Consider the following 19,141-nt stretch of genomic DNA (forward strand, 5'->3'; position numbering starts at 1 on the left):
CATGCAGCCGAGCGATTCCACCACCTCAGCCAGCACCGTCCCCGCCGATGCCGACTGGCGCTCCAAGCTGACGCCCGAGCAGTACCGGGTGGCCCGTGAGGGGGGCACCGAGCGGGCCTTCACCGGCGCCTACTGGAACAACAAGGCCACCGGGATGTACCACTGCGTCTGCTGCGGCAGCGAGCTGTTCAGTTCCGCCAGCAAGTTCGATTCCGGCACCGGCTGGCCCAGCTTCTGGCAGGGGGTGAGTGATGGAGCGATCACCACCCACACCGACCGCTCCCACGGCATGGAGCGCACCGAGATCCGCTGCGCCACCTGCGACGCTCACCTCGGCCACGTCTTCAACGACGGGCCCACCCCCACCGGCCTGCGCTACTGCGTCAACTCGGCGTCGCTGCAGTTCAGCGAGGGCTGAGGCCGGACGGCCTCCCGCTCACCAGGGGTCGTCGAGGATCTCGGGCTCCACATCCACCGGCTCCTTGGCGCGGGGGGCCTCCCGGGGTGGTGCTTCTTCGGGGGGGGCGTAGGGGTCCCGCTGGGGCTCCCGTCCCCGGGGGGGCTCAGGACGATCCCGCTCCGGCTCGTAACCGCGCTCGGGCCGGTAGCGCTCCTCGGAGTAGCGGTCTTCTGGTAAGCGCTCTTCGGCGTAGCGGTTTTCGCTGTAGCGCTCTTCGGGATAGCGCTCCTCGCCGTAGCGCTGGGGCGGGTTGCGGTCGGGGGTGCGGTCAGGAATGCGGTCGTCGTAGCGGTCCGGCATCACCCGCTCCCGCCGCTCGCCCTCGCGCCCGTAGGCATCAGCCGGGCGGGCTTCGGGGCGCTGGCGCGGTTCCGGCAGGTCGTCGTCGAGGTAGCGGCGCTGGCGCAGGGGCTCCCGCTCACGCCGTTCCTCCAGTTCCACGTACTCCAGCTCCTCGGCGGGCTGGAAGCTGCGGCTGGCGGCCGGCTGGATCCGGCGCTGCTCCTGGACCGTGGGCTGGCCCGCCGGCAGCTGGTTCTCGGCCGGAACGGCTCCAGTGCGGAACCGGTCCCGCTCCTCCTGCTCCCAGCTGGCGCCGCCGATGCCGAGCTTCTCCAGCAGGCCGGTGCCGAGCTGCTTGAGCTTCTCCTCGGCCCCCTCGTAGACGATGATCCGGTCCGGGCCGCTGCTGACCACCTCCCCCACCGGCATCTCCCAGGTGCTGAGCACCCCTTCTCCCAACAGGGGAACGCCGAGGGCACCGATCACCAGGGTGGTGAGTTCGCCGGTCTCGATGTCGAAGCTGAAGCCGAGCACGCGGCCGAGCTGCTCGCCGGACTCCGTGATCACCTGGCAGTTGATCACCTTGCTGTAGCGCTCGGGGTTGAACCCCTCGGCCAGGGAGTCGGCTGAATCCACCAGGATCACGTCACCCACCTGGCGGATGCGGTCCAGCGGCATCCAGCGGGGCAGGCCCGGCAGGAAACGGGTGAGGGGGTTGTCCCGCAGGCCGAGGGCGATCACCTCACGCCGGTCAATGTCGACCACCACCTCGCCAACGACGCCCAGGCGACGGCCGGTGTCCCGGGTGATGACCTGGGTGCCCATCAGTTCGGAGCGCAGCCAGAGGCGGTCGCTGGGGGCGGCGGGCTCGGTGGAGGGGGGAATCGGGGAGGTCAAATCCGGAGATCGGGGCTGGACGGCAGGGGGAACGGGAGCGACTTCACGGCCTGGAACAGCCTGGTCGGCCCATTGTGGCCCACGCGGTCGGCTCAGGCCGCCGGCGGCAAACCGACCACCTGGGTATGGGAGCCGCGGGCCTGGGTGACGCCGATGGTGCGGGTGGCCGCGGCGATCATCGGCCGGCGGTGACTGACGACCATGAACTGGGCCTGGTGCGCCTGGGCGGCGATCAGGGCCGCCAGCCGCTCGACGTTCACCCCGTCCAGGAAGCTGTCGACTTCGTCGAGGGCATAGAAGGGCGAGGGGCGGAAGCGCTGCAGGGCGAACAGGAAGCTGAGGGCGGTCAGGGATTTCTCACCACCCGACATCGAGGCCAGCCGCCGCACCGCCTTGCCCTTGGGGTGGGCCACCAGGGTCAGGCCGCCCTCCAGGGGCTGCTCGGGGTTCTCCAGCTGCAGGTGGCCCTCACCGTCGGAGAGGCCGGCGAAGATCGTCTGGAAATGGCCGTCGACGGCCCGGAAGGCCTCCATGAAGGCCTCCTGGCGCAGGGTGGCCACGGTCTCGATCCGCAGCAGCAGTTCCTCCCGCTCCTTGCTGAGCACCTCCAGGCGGTCGTCCAGGTCGGCCAGCCGCTGCTCCAGCTGCTCCAGCTCCTCGAGGGCGAGCATGTTGACCGGCTCGAGCGCCTCCATGCGCTGCTGCAGGCTGCGCAGACTCTGCTGCAGCGCCTCCAGGCCGGCCTCGCGCACCTCCTCGGGCAGCCCGGGGCGGGGGTCGGGCAGCTCCCGTTCCATCTGGGCCAGCCGCAGGCCGTGGCTGCGCTGCTCTTCGGCCAGGGCCAGCCGCTCCTCCTGGCGCCGCTGCAGCTCCCACTGGCGCTGCTGCAGGGCCTGGCGCCGGCCGGCCAGGTGGGCTTCGGCCCCGTCGCGGGCACGGCGCCGTTCGCCGAAGCGGGTCTGCAGCTCGCTCTGCTGGCGCTCCAGCAGGGTGCGGCGCTCCTGCTCCGCCTGCTGGCGTTCCTTCCAGAGCTGGCGCTCGGCCACCAGGGCCTGCACCGCCTCCACCAGCCGCCGTTCCTCCCCGGCGAGGGCCTCCAGCTGGCTGCCCAGCCGCTCCGCCCCCAGGGCTCTGTCGCGCCGCTCGGCCTCCAGTTCGTCCCGCTGGCGCCGGGCCTCCACCAGGGCGCGGTCGGCCCGCTCCAGCTCACCCTGGAGCCCCTGCCAGCGGGCACTGTCGTCGTTGCCGCTGGCGGCGCGCTCGGCCTCCTCCAGTTCCGCCAGGGCCTGGCGCAGGGGCGGCAGGGTCTGCTCGAGCACCCCCATCCGGCCGCGGTCGGCCTGGTGGGCCTCCTGCAGCTGCCGCCGCCGGCCGGCCACCTGGTCGCGGCGCTGCTGCCGCGGGGCCAGGGTGCGCTCGGCGGCGCTGCGCTCGGCCTGGAGGGCGGCCTGGCGCTGCTGCAGCTCCAGCAGGCCCGGCCGGACCTCCTCCAGGCTCCGGCCCAGCTCGGCTTCACGGCGGCGGCAGGCCAGCAGGCTCTCCCCCAGCTCCAGCAGCCGCTGCCGCAGCGGCTCGGCCTCATCGCCGTCGCCGCTGCGGCCGAAGCCCAGCTGGCCCGAGCGCTGCTGCAGGCTGCCGCCGGTCATGGCGCCGCTCTTCTCCAGCAGTTCCCCCTCCAGCGTCACGGCCCGGCAGCGGCCCAGTTCCCGGCGGGCGTCGGCGAGGGTGGCGAACACCAGCGTGTCACCGAAGACGTAGCGGAACACGTCGGCGTAGACGGGCTCGTGGCGGATCAGATCCACCGCCCGCCCCACCAGGCCTCCGGCCCCGCCACTGCCGCCGGCGCTGCCCCGCTGCAGGGCCGCCCCCCCCGAGCCACCACTGCCACCGCGGATGCGGTTGAGGGGCAGGAAGGTGAGGCGGCCGGCGCGGCGGCTCTTGAGCAGCTCGATCGCCCGGGCTGCGATGCGGTCGTCCTCCACCACCACCTGGGCCAGGCGCCCCCCCGCCGCCACCTCCAGGGCCACCCGCAGTCGCTCCTCCACCTCGCCCAGCTGGGCCACCGAGCCGTGGATCCCCTCCAGCCCCGCCTCCAGCAGCAGGCGCAGGGCGCCGGTGCCGCGGCTCTCCTGCAGGGTCTCGCGGCGGCTGTCGAGGCGGGCGATGTCCCGCTCCAGGCTGGTCTGCTCCTGCTCCAGCCGCACGCGGGTGCGCTGCTGCAGCGCCACGGCCTCGGCCAGCTCCCGGGCCTGCTCCTGGCGTTCCTCCAGGGCGGCCCGCAGGCTGCGCTCCTGCTCCGCCAGGGCCGCCAGGGCGGCGGCGGCCTCCCCATGGGCCGCGTCCTCCTGGAGCTCCTCGCCGCCCAGCTCCTCGAGCCGCTCGCCCGCCTGCCGCAGCCGTTCCTCCAGCTGCTGGCGTTCGGCCAGCAGGGGGGCGAGGCGCTCCTGCAGCTCCTGGCGCCGGCGGCTGCGCTCCTGCTGCTCCTCCAGCCAGCTGCCGGAACGTCCGGCCACCTCCCCGAGGCGGCGCCGGGAGAGCTCCACCGCCGCTTCGGCGTCGCGGCAGAGGGCCTCGGCGCGGTCGATGGCGCCGTCGTCGGCCCGCTCACCAAGGGCCTGCTGCTGCCGGCGCAGCTCCGCCTGGTTCTGCTGCAGCTGCTGGCGGCGGCGCTGCAGCTCCTCGGCCTGCTGGCCATGGAGCTCCGCCTGGCGGGCCAGCTCACGGCCACTGGTCTCGAGGCCGGCCAGTTCGGCCTGCACCGCCAGCAGCTGGTCTTCGCCCAGGGTCTTCACCTCCGCCTGCAGCTGCTCGAGGGCGGCGGCGGCGGCGACCACTTCGGCTTCGCCGGCGACGATCGCCTCCCGCTCCTGCTCCTGCTGGCGGTCGAGGCTCTCGAGGCGACCGGCCAGGGCCAGGCCGTGGGTGCGGGCCTCCTCCCAGGCCAGCACCTGCTCCTGCAGGCGCCCCTGGTGCAGGCGCTCCCGCAGCTCCTGGTAGGTGCGCGCCTTGGCGCAGTCGCGTTGGAGCTTCTGGCGCGCCGCCAGCAGTTCCTGCTCGACGATGCGGCAGCGCTCCTGCCGTTCGACCACTTCGTCCAGCTTGCCCCGGCTCTGCTCGATGCGGGAGTCGAACAGGGCCACGCCGGCCAGCTCATCGATGATGCCGCGCCGGTCGCGGGCGCTCATCGAGACGATGCGGGTGACGTCGCCCTGCATGACGACGTTGCTGCCCTCCGGGTCGACCCGCAGGCGCCGCAGCTGGGTCTGCAGCTGCTGCAGGTTGCAGGGCACCCCATCGGCGCTGAAGCTGCTGCTGTAGGTGCCGCCGGGGGCCACCCGCAGCCGCCGGGTGACGCTCCATTCCCGCTGGCCCCGCTGCAGCCAGGGGCCCTGTTCGGGGACGTCGAGCCCCTCTTCGGCCGTATCCGGCTGCCAGTCGCCCAGGTCGAAGCGCACGGTGACGCTGGTCTCGGCGGCCTTCCCCTCCCGCAGCACGGCGCTGTTGATCAGGTCGGGGAGCCGCTCGGCCCGCATGCCGCGGCTGGTGGCCAGGCCGAGGCAGAAGAGCACCGCGTCAAGGATGTTGCTCTTGCCGGAGCCGTTCGGGCCCGTCACCACCGTGAAACCCTCCTCCAGCGGGATGGTCATCGACCCGCCGAAGGACTTGAAGTGGGTGAGCTCGACCTGATTGATGTGAACCAACAGGCCCGTGCGCCGAGCAGGCCGAATTTAACCGAGGTGCTGACGATCACAAGCCCTTCTTCCTACGGTGATGCCGTGCAGCCGTCGCACGGAGCGCCCCATGGAAACGGACACCACCCCTGTCGAGTCCCCGGCGGCCCCCGCCCCGGGCCCGGCGCCCGCCGGCAGCGGCGAGGCCCAGCAGGCGCAGAACCTGTTCCGCGAACGCTTCGAGAGCCTTCTGCCCAGCATCCAGAAGGAGTGGCCCGAGGTGGCTCGCCACACCCTGGAGGCCACCCGGGGCAGCTTCGACCACGTGGTGGAGGTGATCAGCCGCCAGAGCGGGCTCACCACCGCCGGCGTCAAGCAGCAACTGCTCGATCTGGTCAACGTCACCGGTGAGCAGGCGGGCCATGTGGTGGATTCGCTGCGGCCCCTGGAGGAGCAGCTGGAGCACCTGCTCGACGAGCTCAACACCACCCTGCGGCCCCGGATCGAGAAGCCGGTGCGGGAGCGGCCCCTGATGGCCCTCGGCATCGCCGCCGGCGTGGGGCTGCTGGTGGGGCTGCTGCTGTCGTCGGGTCGGCGTTCGGCATGACGGGTCCGAACTTCAGCCGGGTCACGGCCCTGATCACTTCGGTGATGGACCTGCACGTCCGCATCGCCCTGCAGGAGGCCGATAAGGAAAAGCGGCGCCTGGTGGGCGGCGGGGTGATGCTCGGCATGGGCCTCACCCTGATGACCCTGGCCCTGGTGGCGGCCGAGCTGGTGCTGCTGCTCTGGATCCGCGAGGCCTTCAGCCTCAGCTGGCTGCAGGCCGCGGCGGCCGTGGCCGCCATCGACCTGGTGCTGGCCGGGATCAGCCTGCGCATCGGCGGCCAGATGCTCAAGGGCCCCTACCTGCCGGAGACCACCGCCGGCCTGATGCGCACCACCCGGGCGATCACCGGCAAGTTCTGAGGCCTGCCAGGTTCAGAGCCCCATTTCCGCCAGCGCCGCCTCCTCCACCCACACCGACACCGAGCCCCCCGGGCAGTGCCATTCCGCCCAGCCGTCGCCGTTGGTGGTGATCGGTGCCTGGATGTGCCCGGTCAGGTCGCGGAAAGTGGTGTGGCGCTTGCCCACCTCCATCCACTTGTGGCCGGCGGGCCCGTCGCTCATCAGCACCGCCATGGCCCCCGGGTGCCCCGGGGTGCCCAGGCGCGTCCAGCCGATCGTGTTGACGTGGTCGAGGTAGTCGTACTGGGGCCCGTAGGCGCAGTGGCCGCGGGCCAGTAGAAAGCGGTCGATCAGGAAGCGGTGGCTGGGCAGGACGATCCGGTACTCCTGATCGTCTTTCCTGTCGGTGTACTCGGCGCCGTAGTAATCGGCACCGAAGATGCAGGGATAGCCCTGGTCACGCAGCAGGATCACGGCGTAGGCGAGGGGCTTGAACCAGGCCTCCACCACCGATTCCAGGGCCTGCAGCGGCTGGGTGTCGTGGTTGTCCACCAGGGTCACCGCCAGCAGGGGCAGCTGCTGCATCAGGGTGCCGTCAAGCAGCCGGCGCATGTCGTAACTGCCCCCGCTGCGGCTGGCCTGGTGGAAGTTCATGTGCAGCGGCGCATCGAACAGGCTCATGTGGCCGCCGGTGTTGGCCGCATACCAGTGGAGGCTCTCGATGTTGTAGGTCCAGTACTCGCCCACCACGAACAGATCACGCTGGGCGTGGCTCTCCAGGTCGCTGATCCAGTCGAGGAAGAAATCGCTGGCGATGTGCTTGATCGCATCGAGCCGGAATCCGTCCGCCCCCACGTGGTCGAGGCTCCAGCGGCCCCAGTGCTTGAGCTCACCGCGCACCTCCGGATGGTTCACGTTGAGGTCGCTGCCCATCAGGTAGTCGTAGTTGCCCTTCTCCAGATCGACGTTGCCCTCGAAGCCGGCGCCCTGGGTGCGCCACACGGCCCGGAACCCCGGATCGAGTGTGTTGTGATCCACCGCGTCGAAGTGGTGCCAGTGCCACTGCATCGACGAATAGCGATCGCCGCGGCCGTCGAAGCGGAAGCGGGTCCAGGCGCTGATCGCGCGTTCCTCCCCCAGGGGCCGGTTGCGGTCGCCGGGGTCGTAGGGGGTGGCGCGGTACTGCTCCTGCTCGTCGGCGTTCAGCTTGTGGTTGAACACCACATCGGCGTACACCTGCATCCCGGCGGTGTGGCAGGCCTCGATGGCCTCCAGGTACTCCTGCTTGGTGCCGTACTTGGTGCGCACCGTGCCCTTCTGGTCGAATTCGCCCAGGTCGAACAGGTCGTAGGTGCCGTACCCCACATCCCACACGCTTCCCCCCTTGCCCGCCGGCGGCAGCCACAGCGCGGTGATGCCCGCCCTGGCCAGGGCCGGTGCCTCCTGGCGCAGCCGCCGCCAGTGGCCGCCGTCGCCGTCGCTGTACCAGTGGAACCACTGCATCAGCGTGCCGTTGAACTCCGTCGGCGCCGCCAGCTTGCGGGCGCAGATCTCCGGTTCGTGGCAGGCCAGCCACTCCTGCACGAGGGCCATCGTGGCCTGGCCGGTGTCGAGGGCCGGATCCTTCTCCACGGCCAGCACGTCCTGCTTGAGGGCTTCAAAGAGTGAGGCCATGGCTCTGGCGGCGGTGGAGGCAGGACCCACCGCTAGCAGCGCTGCTGAGGCAACGGGGCCCGCGTGCGCTTCAGCGGATGTCGTAGCGGAGCCAGCGGCAGTCGATGCCGCCGTTGCTCACCGGCACCCGCCGGCTGGCCTTCATGCGCAGGGCACCGGTCAGGGCGGGGTTGCCGCTCAGCAGCCACAGGGTCCAGCCGCCGCAGCGCTCCTTCACCATCCGCCCCAGATCGCCGTAGAGCGCCTCCAGGTCGTCGTCCGCACCGAGCCGGTCCCCGTAGGGCGGGTTGCACACCAGCACCCCGGGGGATTCCGGGGGGCGGAAATCGCGGCAGTCCCCCTCCTGCAGCTCGACCCAGTCGGCCACTCCGGCCGCCGCCGCGTTGCTGCGGGCCATGGCCAGCACGGCCGGATCCCGCTCCATGCCCACCACGGCCGCCAGGGGCGCCCCATCGGGGAGGCTGTTGCGGGCCAGGTCCTGGGCGGCCTGCCGCTCCCGCTGCCAGAGGGCGGCATCGAAATCGGGCCAGCGCTCCAGGCTGAAGCTGCGCTCCAGGCCGGGGGCGCGGCCGAGGGCGTGGCAGGCGGCCTCGATCAGCAGGGTGCCGGAGCCGCAGAAGGGATCGGCCAGGGGCACCGTCCCGTCCCAGCCGGTGTGGGCGATCAGGCCGGCGGCCAGGTTCTCCTTGAGGGGGGCCAGGCCCATGGCGGCCCGGTAGCCGCGCCGGTGAAGGCTGGCGCCGCCGCCATCGAGGCTCAGGACCGCCTCGGGGCCGCTGCCGCCGGGCCGGCCGGGGCTGAGGTGCAGGTGCAGCACCAGGTCGGGATCGTCCAGGTCCACCGAGGAGCGCGACCCCCACACCTGGCGCTGGCGGTCGACCAGGGCGTTCTTGACCTGCAGGGCGCTGTAGTGGCTGTGGGTGAGGCCGGGCACGCTGCCGCTGGCCTCCACCCGGAAGCTCAGCTGGGGCGGCAGCCAGCGCTCCCAGTCGGCGGCGTGCTGGACGCCGTCGTAGAGCTCCTCGCGGCCGCGGCAGGGGAAGCGGGCCAGCTGGCGCAGGAAGCGGAATGGCAGCCGGGCCTGCAGGTGGAGGCGATAGAAGGTGGCCGCATCGGCCCGCAGGCCCACGGCGCGCCGCAGGGGGCGCACCTCATGGGCGCCCAGGGCCGTCAGTTCCGCCGCCGCCGGCTCCTCCAGCCCCGGGGGAACCACGGCGATGACGTCGAAAGAGGAGGGGCTGGCCATCGCCCCATGCTGCTGGCTGACGGTCCCCTTGTACGGGGATGCCCACCGCCTGTGGCCGCGGCTGCGCTGGCGTGGAGGTGGCAGGATGAACAGGCTCGTCTTCGGACGAACTAGGTGGTCCACACCAGTGTCTCGGACAGCGGTTCGATTCCGCTCAGCTCCATTCCCCCGACCCACCGCCCCGCCGGCGGTGCGTCATCCCGGGGCTGCAATGGTTTCGACGGGGCATGAGGAGGGTGACTGAAGCCTGCTCGGTAAGAGCGAACCCGTAACAGCGAACAACATCGTTCGTTTCTCCCGTCAAGCCGCCCCCGTGGCTGCCTGACACTCTTAACGGAGACGGGGTGAGGTCAGCCTTGTCACCCAAATGACCCATGGGGCCTGGAAGGGCCCTTCCCATCCTCCGGAGACTCACCCGGGCGGTTCAGGGCTCGGAGGCTCTGAGCTCGGGTCGCGGGCGCGCTCCACGATCAGATGGGGGAAGGGCAGGCTGATGCCCAGCTCCCGGAACCGCTCCATGGCCGCCGCGACGACGGCGCTGCAGATCCGTCGGTTGGCGAACGGACTGTGGATCCAGAACTTGACCACGTAATCGCCGCCGCGGTCCCCCACCCCCTGCAGGTAGGCCTTCGGAGGCGGATGGCTCTCCACGCCCGGCACGGCGGCGGCGATCTCCTCCAGCAGGGCCAGGATCGTGCCTGCGGGCTGGCCGGCATCGACGCTGATGGCGATCTGGGTGAGGAAGCGGGTGCGGCCGACGCTGAATTCCACCGTGCTGGAGTTGAAGAAGGTCTGGTTGGGAATCACCAGTTCGGCGTTGTCACGGTCGCGCCAGAGCCGGGTGGCCCGCAGGCCGAGACGGCGCACCTCGCAGAAGTCGCCGTCCAGGGCGATGATGTCGCCCGGCCGCAGGGAGCCTTCGAACAGCAGCCACAGGCCGCTGACGAAGTTGCCGAACACCTCCTTGATGCCGAAGCCGAGGCCCACCGACAGCCCCCCGGCGATGGCCAGCAGGGCGGTGCTGTTGAAGCCGATCGTTTCCAGCAGCGCCACGGTTCCGAGGCTGATCACCGCGTAGCGCACCATCAGGCCGATGGCGCGCGCACTCACCCGCTCCAGGGCAAAGCACCGCTTCAGCAGCCAGGCCACCCCCAGCGACGGCGGTCCTGAGGCGACGAGCAGCAGGTAGAGCACCACCACCAGCCGCGTCATGTCGCCCACATTCACACTGGCGCCCATCCAGCGGCCCAGGGGGATCAGGGCCAGCTCGGCGCGGGTGTCCAGCTGCTCGATCAGCGTCCACAGCAGTCCGGCGAGCAGGAACGGCCGGATCAGCAGATGGCGCAGCGGCTGAATCTGATCCTCGGGAAGCCAGCGCTCGGCCCGATGCAGCACCAGCTCCGACACCTGCAGACTGGCCACGAGGGTGATCAGCAGGACGGCCAGGGCCGTCGGCTGGCGGGCGATGGTGAGCAGCCCCCAGCCGAGGCCGCCCACCACCCCTGTGGCCCCGAGTTCGAGCACCCCTGATCGGCCGGCCGGCCCGCAGCGGCGGCCCACCAGGCGGCTGACCGCCACGGCCAGGGCCACCAGGGCGAGCTGGAGGAGGACCTGGGGCCGTCCCAGCATCGGCAGCCAGCCGATCATCTGGCCGAGCAGGTCGTTCATGGCCTGGGAGCCAGGGCCCTGAGCACATCCCCGGTGGCCTCCGCCGCCGTGATCTCGCCGAAGGCCACCGCCGTCACCAGGCGCGTGAGCTCGCGGTCGCGGGGATCGCCGGCGGGCAGCAGCCGGGCGATGGCGTCGCTGGCGTCGGCCTGCCGCACGGAGCGCTGCATCGCCTTGAGCACGGGGGTGTGCAGCGCCGAGGGCGGGACGAAGCGATTGGTGGGCAGCATGTCCTGGTTGTCGGTGGTCAGGGTGCTCTGGATCCAGGGGTTCAGCGCAAACACGGCCAGGGCCTCCGCCACGCGCCGCTGCCGGGCGGTGGAGTCCGTGCCGAAGGCCAGCACCCGCAGCCGCGTGATCGGTGTCGGCGGCCCGTAGGGTCCGGCGGGCAGGTCGCTCACCCCGAGGGAGGTCCCCAGGGTGCCGCGCAGCCGGCTGAGGCTGCCGCTGTTGCAGGGGATCCAGTCCAGGCGCCGCTCCAGCAGACCCTGCACCAGTGCTTCCTGGTCCGGCTCGATGAAGACCTTCTGGTTGAAGTTGGCGGCCGAGAGCCAGGCCAGCCACCGCTGCAGCCCCTCCCGTTCGCCGGCCGCCAGGGGTCGCCCGGCGGCGGCGGCGATGATCGCCCGATCCGCCCCCAGGGGGCCCGTGCTCCAGAAGAGGCTGCGCGATTCCACCGCCAGCCCCACCCGCAGTCCCCCGCGGGCCTGGTTGAGCAGGTCGTCGGTGCTGGTCGGGCTGCTGGCCAGCCGGGTGCGGTTGTAGCAGGCGAGCTGCGGTCGCCTCAGAATCGGCAGGCCCGCCAGACCCCGGGGCGGGATCTCCAGCCGCTGCAGGGAATCGGCGTCCACCTGGCGGCGTGTGGCCTGGGGCAGCTGCAGGCCCCGGGCCAGATCGGCCTCCACCAGGGCGTGGGCGGTGGAGCCCGCCACCAGCATCAGATCGGGGCCGAAGCCGGCGGCCTGCCGGCGACGCACCTCCCCGATGAAGGCACTCTCCCGCAGGAGGTTGGTTTCGATCGCCACGTGGGGGTGCAGCTGGCGAAAGGCCGCCACGATCGCCTGCGCCTGCAGGACCTCCTCCTGAAGGATCGCCTTGGTCAGCGGCTGGTCACCTTCGACGCTGATGGCCAGATAGGCCGTTCCCCTCAGCTCCTCCGTAGCGAGGCCGCAGCCCGACAGAAGGCTGAGCGGCAGCGTCAGCAGCAGGACCCGCAGGGCGCCGTTCATGGCCTGCAGGGCTGGGTTCATGGCCTGCAGGGACCGTGGCCCAAAGGACGACTCTAGGAGCCCCCGTTGGCCCCACCCGTGCCTTTGGCGGCAAGGCGTCCCGACCTTGCTAGGACGAGGACTCCTGCGCATGACCGGCGATGAAACGCTGCCAGCTCCTCATCGTTCCGGCCGTCGCGGTGGTGGCCATCGCGCTGGCCCTCCCCGGCGCCAGCCAGGCCCGGCCCAACCCGGGCGGGCTCGGCGGGCCGGCCTCCGGCGTGGGGGTGGCCCCCGGCGCCGGTGCCGGCGGTGCGGGTGGGCCGGCCTCCGGCGCCGGGGTGTTGCCGGGGGCCGGTTTTGGTGAGGCCGGAGCGGGCCTGGAGCGGGGGCCGGAGGGTAATCCCGGTGGCCTCGGCGGGCCGGCCTCCGGGGCCGGGGTTCGCCCCGGGCTTGGCTACGGGGCGCCCGGCGCCGGAATGGTCCGGCGCTGACGAGGCGGGCGGCTCAGGCCGGGAGGCCTCAGTCGTCCAGCTCGATCTCCTTCGCGAAACGGGTGCCCCCACGCTGGGAGTGCTCCACTTTCACCTCCATCCCCGGTTTCAGATCGGCGAAGGCCTTCAGGCCATCGTCGTAGTCCGTGGACGCATTCGTGAGCAGCGTCTGCCCCCCGACGACAAAGGAGCGTCGGCCGGCATCGACGGACTGGATCTTGCCCTTGAGGGAATCGGAGGAATCGGCCAGCACCGGCGTGGCGACCGTGCCGAGCAGGAGGCTGGCGGCGAGGGTGTGATGGAGCAGGTTCATGGCTGCTTGTCGTCAAGCGACTGGGACCACCGGATCGTATGGATTTCACCGCTGTGGTTGCTGCGGGCTTCGATGACTGGATGTGACTCACCCCGGCGCCAGTCATGACTGGACATCCCTCCGCCCACGGAAGTTCAGACTCGCGGCGTCAGAGCTCCTCCGCCTTGATCAGCAGTCTGAGAAAAGTCTTGGAAATGTCGAAACCCTCTTCAAACCTGAGCCCTGAGTAGTGGGCACCCCTGAGCTGATTCATCCAGATCAGCTCGCCCCTGGCTTCAATGATCTCCTCGTCGCTGGGATCGTGGAAGCGAATCTGGGCGGGGGTTCCCATGGGGACCTCCTGAAAGCTGCGGATGCAGGCGCCGGAACGGCTCACATCCCAGAGATGGCCAGAATAGCAATGATCCTGAAAATACACCTCGACTTTAATGAGAATCTGAAAAAAGGGCGCTGAAAACTTGGGTTCTCGAGCGGGAAGTCTTGACTCCTTCATGTCCCTGGGGAGAGGAGATTGGCTTCGAACGGGTTTCAGTGTTCTGCGGAACTGGTTTACGGACTCTACCAAATTCATTCATGCCGTCTACCTCGTGCCTCGACATCTGTGTGTCAGTGGACACGTGGTTTTCCGGGTGATTCGCTGCTCCGCTCCCGCCCTCAGGGGGTACCCGTTCCCGGCGTCTTGGTGAAGCCGCTCCAGCGCTTCAGCTCCTGCAGGGTCTGCACACCCTCCACCCGGCTGGTGCCCAGAACCCAGGTGGGGTAGGCCTTGATGCCCGCCGCCTGGCAGCGTTCCCGGCCCTCGCTGGTCTTGTCGCACTCCACGTAGGGCAGCCGGTCCCCCGCCTGCTGGCCGAAGAGGCTCTTCTGGCGGAAGCAGGCCGGGCACCACCAGGCGCCGTAGAACACGGCCCCGATCCGCCGCAGGTGCTCCGTCAGCGCCAGCTGCTCGCCGCCGGAGGGGGCCAGGGCCTCACCGAGGGTGGGGGTGGTGGAGCCGCCGGCCTGGCCGCCGTGGGCGGGAGGGCTGAAGCTCAGCAGGCCCCCCGCCAGGGCGGACAGTCCGCCCAGCAGCAGCAGCGCCGGGGCCGAAGGCCTCCGGGGCGGCCGGGGTGGGGAAAGGGGGAGCATCGGCGGGTCGGCGAGGCCGGAAATCTAGGCCGCCCCCGCAGCTCCATCCAGTGGCCACACCCCCGGCCGGACCCGGTGCCGTACGGGCTTCCGCCCTGCCCGGGCCTGTGAATTCAGCGGCGGGACTGGGACAATTTCCAGGTTCGACGGTGACGGGCGCCCTGGCGACATGAGCGTGACGAGATGAGCGTGAATGGTTACCGCGACTATTTCAAGGTTCTGGGTCTCGAGAGGGGCACCGATGCCGATGGCATCAAGCGGGCCTTCCGCAAGCTCGCCCGCCAGTACCACCCGGATGTGAATCCCGGGGATGCGTCCGCCGAGGCCCGCTTCAAGGAGATCAGCGAGGCCTATGAAGTGCTCTCCGATCCCGAGAAGCGCCGCCGCTACGAGCAGTTCGGCCAGTACTGGAACCAGATGGGCGGCGGCGGTGGCGCCCCCGGGGTCGATGTCGACTTCGGCCGTTACGGCAACTTCGACGACTTCATCAACGATCTGCTGGGACGCTTCGGTGGCGGCGCCGCGGCCGGCGCCCCCGGCGGCTTCGGCTTCGGCAGCGGTTTCCCCGGTGGCTTCGGCTCCGGTTTCGGTGGTGCCGGCGCCGAGCGCTCCACCCAGGTGCAACTCGATGCCGAGGCCACCATCAGCCTGCCGGTGGCCGATGCCTTCCGCGGCTGTGAGCGCACCCTGGCTGTCAACGAGGAGCGGGTGCAGGTGCGCATCCCCGCCGGCGTCAAGGACGGCAGCCGCCTGCGGCTGAAGGGCAAGGGCAACCTGCAGCCCGGCACCGGCCGCCGCGGCGATCTCTATCTCACCCTCAAGCTCCAGCCCCATCCCGTCTGGCGCCTCGACGGCGACCAGCTGCGGGCCGAGCTCCCCCTCAGCCTCGACGAACTGGCCCTGGGGGGCGAGGTGCGCGTGGCCACCCCCGATGGCGAAGCCACCATCCAGGTGCCCCCCGGCATGACCCTCGGCCGCAGCCTGCGGCTCAAGGGCAAGGGCTGGCCGGTGAAGGACGGCCGCGGCGACCTGCTGTTCACCCCGACCCTGAAGCTGCCCGACAGCCTCAGCCCCCGGGAGCGGGACCTGCTCGAGCAGCTGCGCCAGGCCCGCAGCGTCGACCCCCGCCAGGACTGGATCAGCGCCGCCCTGCTCTGAGGGCCGCGCCCCTTCGCCCTCCAAGCGCCGGAAGGGCTTTCCGTAGGATCCGGCCAGTCAGATCTGCCCCATGGAGCTCACCTATCGGCCCCGCCGGCTGCGTCGCACGCCGGCCCTGAGGGCCATGGTGCGGGAATTCCAGCTCAGTGCCGCCGATTTCATCTATCCGCTGTTCGTTCACGAGGGCGCGTCCAACGAGCCCATCGGTGCCATGCCCGGCGCCCAGCGCTGGAGCCTGGAGGGGCTGGTGGCGGAGGTGGGCCGGGCCTGGGACCTGGGCATCCGCTGCGTGGTGCTGTTCCCCAAGGTGGCCGACGGCCTCAAGACCGAGGACGGCAGCGAGTGCTTCAACGAGGGCGGCCTGATTCCCCGGGCGATCCGGCGGCTCAAGCAGGAGCATCCGGCCATGGCGATCATGACCGATGTGGCCCTTGATCCCTATTCCTGCGACGGCCATGACGGCATCGTCAGCAGTGAAGGGGTGGTGCTCAACGACGAGACCATCAGCCTGCTCTGCCGCCAGGCGGTGGCCCAGGCCCGGGCGGGCGCGGATCTGATCGGCCCCAGCGACATGATGGACGGCCGGGTGGGGGCGATCCGCGAGGCCCTCGACGAGGAGGGTTTCGAGCACGTCGGGATCATCAGCTACACCGCCAAGTACGCCTCCGCCTACTACGGCCCATTCCGCGAGGCGCTGGATTCGGCCCCCCGGGCGGTGAGCAGCAAGCCCATCCCCAAGGACAAGAGCACCTACCAGATGGATCCGGCCAACGGCCGCGAAGCCCTCACCGAAGCCCTGCTCGATGAGCAGGAGGGGGCCGACATCCTGATGGTCAAGCCGGGCCTGGCCTACCTCGACGTCATCCATCGCCTGCGGGGCGAAAGCGAGCTGCCCATTGCCGCCTACAACGTCAGCGGCGAGTACGCCATGGTCAAGGCCGCCGCCGAGCGGGGCTGGATCGACGAGCGGGCCGTGGTGCTGGAAACCCTGCTCTGCTTCAAGCGGGCCGGCGCCGACCTCATCCTCACTTACCACGCCTGCGACGCCGCCCAGTGGCTGCGCGACGGCTGAGCCGCACCGCTTGAATGGTGCGATGAACCGTCGCTGCCCCCTCCCATGACGCGTCTCGGCCACGTGGCGGTGCGGGTCCAGGACATGGAGCGTGCCAAGCGCTTCTACGAGGGGCTGGGGCTGCGCCTCACCTGGGATGCCCAGGACTGGGCCTACATGCAGTCGCCCGCCAACGGCGACGGCATCGCCCTGCTCAGCCCCAGCTACACCGCCGCCGGCCCCCACTTCGCCTTCCACTTCAGCGACCGCGCCGAGGTGGACGCGGTGCACGACCGGCTCGAGGCGGCTGGCCACCGGCTGGGGCCGGTGCACGACCACCGCGACGGCACCGCCTCCTTCTACCTGCAGGATCCGGAGGGCAACTGGCTGGAGATGCTCTACGAGCCCGCCGCCGGAATCCCCTCCAACGTGGGCGCCGCCGCCATCCCCGCCCCTGCTCCCGCCCCCATCTCCACCTCCCTGGCACCGGCGGGGTGAGCGCAGCCCCTGTGAGCGAGATCCACCAGGACACCCTGGAGCTGCTGGAGTGGCCCCGGCTGGCCGAGCACCTGGCCGGTTTCGCCGCCACCGCCGCCGGCCGCCGCCACTGCGCCGGCCTCGGCCTGCCCGACCATCCGGCCGAAAGCCGCCGCCTGCTGCTGGAGACCACCGAGCTGCTGGCCCTCGACGGCCTCTGCGAGGGGGGCCTGAGCCTGCAGGGGGCCGGCGACATCGCCGCCACGGTGGCCCTCTGCGCCAAGGGCGGCTGCGCCGGCGGTGAGGAGCTGCTGGCGCTGGCCGCCACCCTGGCGACGGCGCGGCGGCTGCGGCGCCAGATCGAGGACCCGGAGCTGCGCCCCGTCACCACCGCCCTGGTGGCCGAACTGCGCACCCTGCCGGAGCTGGAGCAGCGGCTGCATTTCTGCCTGGAGGAGGGCGGCCGGGTGGCGGACCGGGCCAGCGGCCCCCTGGAGGCGGTGCGGCGCCAGCTGCTGGCCCTGCGCGGCGAGCGGCGCGACCGGCTGCAGGAGCTGGTGCGCCGCTACGGCTCCCTGCTCCAGGACACGGTGGTGAGTGAGCGGAGCGGGCGGCCGGTGCTGGCGGTGAAGGCCGGGGCCGCCGCCCAGGTGGGCGGCCTGGTGCACGACAGCTCCGCCTCCGGCAGCACGGTGTACGTGGAGCCCCAGGCGGTGATTCCCCTGGGCAACCGCATCCGCGATGCCGAGGGCCAGGAGCGGGAGCTGGAGCGCCAGGTGCGCAGCGAACTCAGCGCCCTGGTGGGCGAGCAGGCCGAACCGCTCGGCCACCTCCAGCAGGTGCTGGTGCGGATCGATGCGGGCCTGGCCCGGGCCCGTTACGGCCAGTGGCTGGGGGCGGTGCGGCCTGAGCTGGCCGATTCGGCCGACGCCCCCTTCGAGCTCATCGACCTGCGCCACCCCCTGCTGCTCTGGCAGGAACGGCGCGAGGGTGGCCGGCCGGTGGTGCCCGTGACCATCCGGGTCGGCCCGGAGCTGCGGGTGGTGGCGATCACCGGCCCCAACACCGGCGGCAAGACGGTGACCCTCAAGAGCCTGGGGCTGGCGGCCCTGATGGCCCGCGCCGGCCTGTTCCTGCCCTGCGCCGGCACCCCCCGGCTGCCCTGGTGCGGCCAGGTGCTGGCCGACATCGGCGACGAGCAGTCGCTGCAGCAGAACCTCTCCACCTTCAGCGGCCACATCCGCCGCATCGCCCGCATTCTGGGGGCCCTGCCCCAGGACCCGGCATCTCTGGTGCTGCTCGATGAGGTGGGGGCCGGCACCGATCCCACCGAGGGCAGCGCCCTGGCGGCCGCCCTGCTGCGCCACCTGGCCGATCGCGCCCGCCTCACCGTCGCCACCACCCACTTCGGCGAACTCAAGGCGCTCAAGTACGCCGATCCCCGCTTCGAGAATGCCTCGGTGGCCTTCGACGTGGAGACCCTCTCGCCCACCTACCGGCTGCAGTGGGGCATCCCCGGCCGCAGCAACGCCCTGGCGATCGCCTCCCGCCTGGGGCTCGACCCAGCCGTGCTGGCGGCGGCCGCTGCCCAGCTGGAGCCGGGCGGCGAGGGTGATGTGAATCGGGTGATCGAGGGGCTGGAACAGGAGCGCCAGCGCCAGCAGGAGGCGGCCGAGGCGGCGGCGGCGCTGCTGGCCCGCACCGAGCTGCTGCACGAGGAACTGCTGCAGCGCTGGTCGCAGCAGAAGGAGCAGTCGGCGGAACTGCAGGAGCAGCGCCGCCAGCGGCTGGAGCTGTCGATCCGGGAGGGGCAGGGGGAGGTGCGGCGACTGATCCGGCGGCTGCGCTCGGTGGGCCAGGAGGTGCGCGTCGGTGGTCGTGTGGCCGGGGAGACGGCCCGCCAGGCCGGCCAGCGGCTGCGGCACCTCGAGCAGCAGCACCGGCCCCTGCCGGAGCGGCGCGACCACGGCGGCTGGCGGCCCAAGGCCGGCGACCGCATCCGGCTGCTGGCCCTGGGCAAGGCGGCCGAGGTGCTGGCGATCTCCGACGACGGCAGCGAGCTCACCGTCCGCTGCGGCGTGCTGCGGCTGACGGTGGAACTGGCCGGCATCGAGGGGCTGCACGGCGAGAAGCCGGCGCCCCCCGAGCCGCCGCCCCAGGTGCGGATCCGCAGCCGCCGTTCCCCGGGCAGCCGCGGGCCCGAGGTGCGCACCGAGGGCAACACGGTGGACGTGCGCGGTCTGCGGGTGCACGAGGCCGAGGCGGCGGTGGAGGAGCGCCTGCGGGGCGCCAACGGGCCGGTGTGGGTGATCCACGGCATCGGCACCGGCAAGCTGAAGCGGGGCCTGCGGGACTGGCTGTCCGGCCTGGCCTGGGTGGAGCGGGTCAGCGATGCCGAGCAGGGGGATGGGGGCCCCGGCTGCAGCGTCATCTGGGTGAAGTGAGGCCCTGCCAGCGCCTCGCTGG

17 protein-coding genes are annotated in these 19,141 nt (G+C 71.6%); 8 read left to right on the plus strand and 9 right to left on the minus strand.

All coding sequences use genetic code 11. The annotated features are described in order from the left end of the window. Position 1 precedes the first annotated feature (1 nt). The gene (gene msrB / locus H6G99_RS14505; protein ID WP_190612218.1) at positions 2-418 is read left to right on the plus strand and encodes a peptide-methionine (R)-S-oxide reductase MsrB; all 417 of its coding nucleotides are present in this window, start codon (positions 2-4) and stop codon (positions 416-418) included. An 18-nt stretch (positions 419-436) separates the two neighbouring features. Here the strand turns inward: msrB and H6G99_RS14510 are convergent, their stop codons facing one another. Both H6G99_RS14510 and smc read right to left on the minus strand, forming a co-directional pair. After that, the gene (locus tag H6G99_RS14510) at positions 437-1,639 is read right to left on the minus strand and encodes a PRC-barrel domain-containing protein (RefSeq protein ID WP_190612220.1); all 1,203 of its coding nucleotides are present in this window, start codon (positions 1,637-1,639) and stop codon (positions 437-439) included. Between the two features lie 92 nt (positions 1,640-1,731). Then, a complete protein-coding gene (smc, locus tag H6G99_RS14515) occupies positions 1,732-5,340 on the minus strand; it encodes a chromosome segregation protein SMC (protein ID WP_190612222.1) in 3,609 nt (1,202 codons plus the stop codon). Between the two features lie 100 nt (positions 5,341-5,440). On the opposite strand from smc, the gene H6G99_RS14520 reads away from it, so the two are divergent. Continuing rightward, positions 5,441-5,917 (plus strand): glycine zipper domain-containing protein, encoded by a 477-nt coding sequence (locus H6G99_RS14520; RefSeq protein WP_190612223.1) that lies wholly within the window; start codon positions 5,441-5,443, stop codon positions 5,915-5,917. Next, positions 5,914-6,279 (plus strand): phage holin family protein, encoded by a 366-nt coding sequence (locus H6G99_RS14525; RefSeq protein WP_190612225.1) that lies wholly within the window; start codon positions 5,914-5,916, stop codon positions 6,277-6,279. Before H6G99_RS14520 ends, H6G99_RS14525 begins: the two co-directional genes overlap by 4 nt. Positions 6,280-6,291: 12 nt before the next feature. Here the strand turns inward: H6G99_RS14525 and H6G99_RS14530 are convergent, their stop codons facing one another. The 4 genes from H6G99_RS14530 to H6G99_RS14550 all read right to left on the minus strand — a co-directional run bounded on the left by H6G99_RS14530 (position 6,292) and on the right by H6G99_RS14550 (position 12,096). Beyond that, positions 6,292-7,932 carry an alpha-amylase gene (locus H6G99_RS14530; RefSeq protein WP_190612227.1) on the minus strand — a complete coding sequence of 547 codons (1,641 nt, stop codon included), beginning with the start codon at positions 7,930-7,932 and terminating at the stop codon, positions 6,292-6,294. A gap of 70 nt (positions 7,933-8,002) precedes the next feature. Then, positions 8,003-9,178, minus strand: coding sequence for a THUMP domain-containing class I SAM-dependent RNA methyltransferase (locus tag H6G99_RS14535; RefSeq protein WP_190612229.1), 1,176 nt, complete (start codon positions 9,176-9,178; stop codon positions 8,003-8,005). A 411-nt stretch (positions 9,179-9,589) separates the two neighbouring features. Beyond that, positions 9,590-10,846 (minus strand): mechanosensitive ion channel family protein, encoded by a 1,257-nt coding sequence (locus H6G99_RS14545; protein ID WP_190612231.1) that lies wholly within the window; start codon positions 10,844-10,846, stop codon positions 9,590-9,592. After that, positions 10,843-12,096: a hypothetical protein gene (locus H6G99_RS14550; RefSeq protein WP_190612233.1), complete on the minus strand. Its 1,254-nt coding sequence runs from the start codon at positions 12,094-12,096 to the stop codon at positions 10,843-10,845. Before H6G99_RS14550 ends, H6G99_RS14545 begins: the two co-directional genes overlap by 4 nt. Before the next feature lie 119 nt (positions 12,097-12,215). Here H6G99_RS14550 and H6G99_RS14555 point away from each other — a divergent pair, with 119 nt between their 5' ends. Continuing rightward, positions 12,216-12,548 carry a hypothetical protein gene (locus H6G99_RS14555; RefSeq protein WP_190612235.1) on the plus strand — a complete coding sequence of 111 codons (333 nt, stop codon included), beginning with the start codon at positions 12,216-12,218 and terminating at the stop codon, positions 12,546-12,548. Positions 12,549-12,576: 28 nt separating this feature from the next. Here H6G99_RS14555 and H6G99_RS14560 read toward each other — a convergent pair whose 3' ends face one another. From H6G99_RS14560 to H6G99_RS14570, 3 genes are all read right to left on the minus strand, one after another. Beyond that, a complete protein-coding gene (locus H6G99_RS14560; RefSeq protein WP_094586582.1) occupies positions 12,577-12,861 on the minus strand; it encodes a DUF5666 domain-containing protein in 285 nt (94 codons plus the stop codon). A 148-nt stretch (positions 12,862-13,009) separates the two neighbouring features. Then, positions 13,010-13,432, minus strand: coding sequence for a PilZ domain-containing protein (locus tag H6G99_RS14565; protein WP_353617257.1), 423 nt, complete (start codon positions 13,430-13,432; stop codon positions 13,010-13,012). A gap of 83 nt (positions 13,433-13,515) precedes the next feature. Next, on the minus strand, positions 13,516-13,989 hold the full coding sequence (locus tag H6G99_RS14570; RefSeq protein ID WP_190612238.1) for a hypothetical protein: 474 nt from the start codon (positions 13,987-13,989) through the stop codon (positions 13,516-13,518). A 183-nt stretch (positions 13,990-14,172) separates the two neighbouring features. Here H6G99_RS14570 and H6G99_RS14575 point away from each other — a divergent pair, with 183 nt between their 5' ends. The 4 genes from H6G99_RS14575 (at position 14,173) to H6G99_RS14590 (ending at position 19,119) form a co-directional block, all read left to right on the plus strand. Continuing rightward, positions 14,173-15,147 carry a J domain-containing protein gene (locus tag H6G99_RS14575; protein ID WP_190612240.1) on the plus strand — a complete coding sequence of 325 codons (975 nt, stop codon included), beginning with the start codon at positions 14,173-14,175 and terminating at the stop codon, positions 15,145-15,147. Positions 15,148-15,217: 70 nt separating this feature from the next. After that, entirely contained in the window at positions 15,218-16,219 is a 1,002-nt protein-coding gene (gene hemB, locus H6G99_RS14580; protein ID WP_190612241.1) for a porphobilinogen synthase, read from the plus strand. 45 nt (positions 16,220-16,264) lie between these two features. Beyond that, positions 16,265-16,696 carry a VOC family protein gene (locus H6G99_RS14585; protein ID WP_190612243.1) on the plus strand — a complete coding sequence of 144 codons (432 nt, stop codon included), beginning with the start codon at positions 16,265-16,267 and terminating at the stop codon, positions 16,694-16,696. An 11-nt stretch (positions 16,697-16,707) separates the two neighbouring features. After that, positions 16,708-19,119 carry an endonuclease MutS2 gene (locus H6G99_RS14590; RefSeq protein ID WP_502707692.1) on the plus strand — a complete coding sequence of 804 codons (2,412 nt, stop codon included), beginning with the start codon at positions 16,708-16,710 and terminating at the stop codon, positions 19,117-19,119. Positions 19,120-19,141: the final 22 nt, after the last annotated feature.

The sequence above is a fragment of the Synechococcus sp. FACHB-909 genome (assembly GCF_014698945.1).
Lineage (GTDB): Bacteria > Cyanobacteriota > Cyanobacteriia > PCC-6307 > Cyanobiaceae > Cyanobium.

Bases quoted from the DNA above. Each gene is read 5' to 3' on its own strand.
- H6G99_RS14525 (WP_190612225.1), top strand. From the start codon at position 5,914: ATGACGGGTCCGAACTTCAGCCGGGTCACGGCCCTGATCACTTCGGTG.
- H6G99_RS14575 (WP_190612240.1), top strand. From the start codon at position 14,173: ATGAGCGTGAATGGTTACCGCGACTATTTCAAGGTTCTGGGTCTCGAG.
- H6G99_RS14530 (WP_190612227.1), bottom strand. From the start codon at position 7,932: ATGGCCTCACTCTTTGAAGCCCTCAAGCAGGACGTGCTGGCCGTGGAG.
- H6G99_RS14555 (WP_190612235.1), top strand. From the start codon at position 12,216: ATGAAACGCTGCCAGCTCCTCATCGTTCCGGCCGTCGCGGTGGTGGCC.
- H6G99_RS14520 (WP_190612223.1), top strand. From the start codon at position 5,441: ATGGAAACGGACACCACCCCTGTCGAGTCCCCGGCGGCCCCCGCCCCG.
- hemB (WP_190612241.1), top strand. From the start codon at position 15,218: ATGGAGCTCACCTATCGGCCCCGCCGGCTGCGTCGCACGCCGGCCCTG.
- H6G99_RS14550 (WP_190612233.1), bottom strand. From the start codon at position 12,096: ATGAACCCAGCCCTGCAGGCCATGAACGGCGCCCTGCGGGTCCTGCTG.
- msrB (WP_190612218.1), top strand. From the start codon at position 2: ATGCAGCCGAGCGATTCCACCACCTCAGCCAGCACCGTCCCCGCCGAT.
- H6G99_RS14535 (WP_190612229.1), bottom strand. From the start codon at position 9,178: ATGGCCAGCCCCTCCTCTTTCGACGTCATCGCCGTGGTTCCCCCGGGG.
- H6G99_RS14570 (WP_190612238.1), bottom strand. From the start codon at position 13,989: ATGCTCCCCCTTTCCCCACCCCGGCCGCCCCGGAGGCCTTCGGCCCCG.
- H6G99_RS14565 (WP_353617257.1), bottom strand. From the start codon at position 13,432: ATGAATTTGGTAGAGTCCGTAAACCAGTTCCGCAGAACACTGAAACCC.
- H6G99_RS14545 (WP_190612231.1), bottom strand. From the start codon at position 10,846: ATGAACGACCTGCTCGGCCAGATGATCGGCTGGCTGCCGATGCTGGGA.
- H6G99_RS14560 (WP_094586582.1), bottom strand. From the start codon at position 12,861: ATGAACCTGCTCCATCACACCCTCGCCGCCAGCCTCCTGCTCGGCACG.
- H6G99_RS14585 (WP_190612243.1), top strand. From the start codon at position 16,265: ATGACGCGTCTCGGCCACGTGGCGGTGCGGGTCCAGGACATGGAGCGT.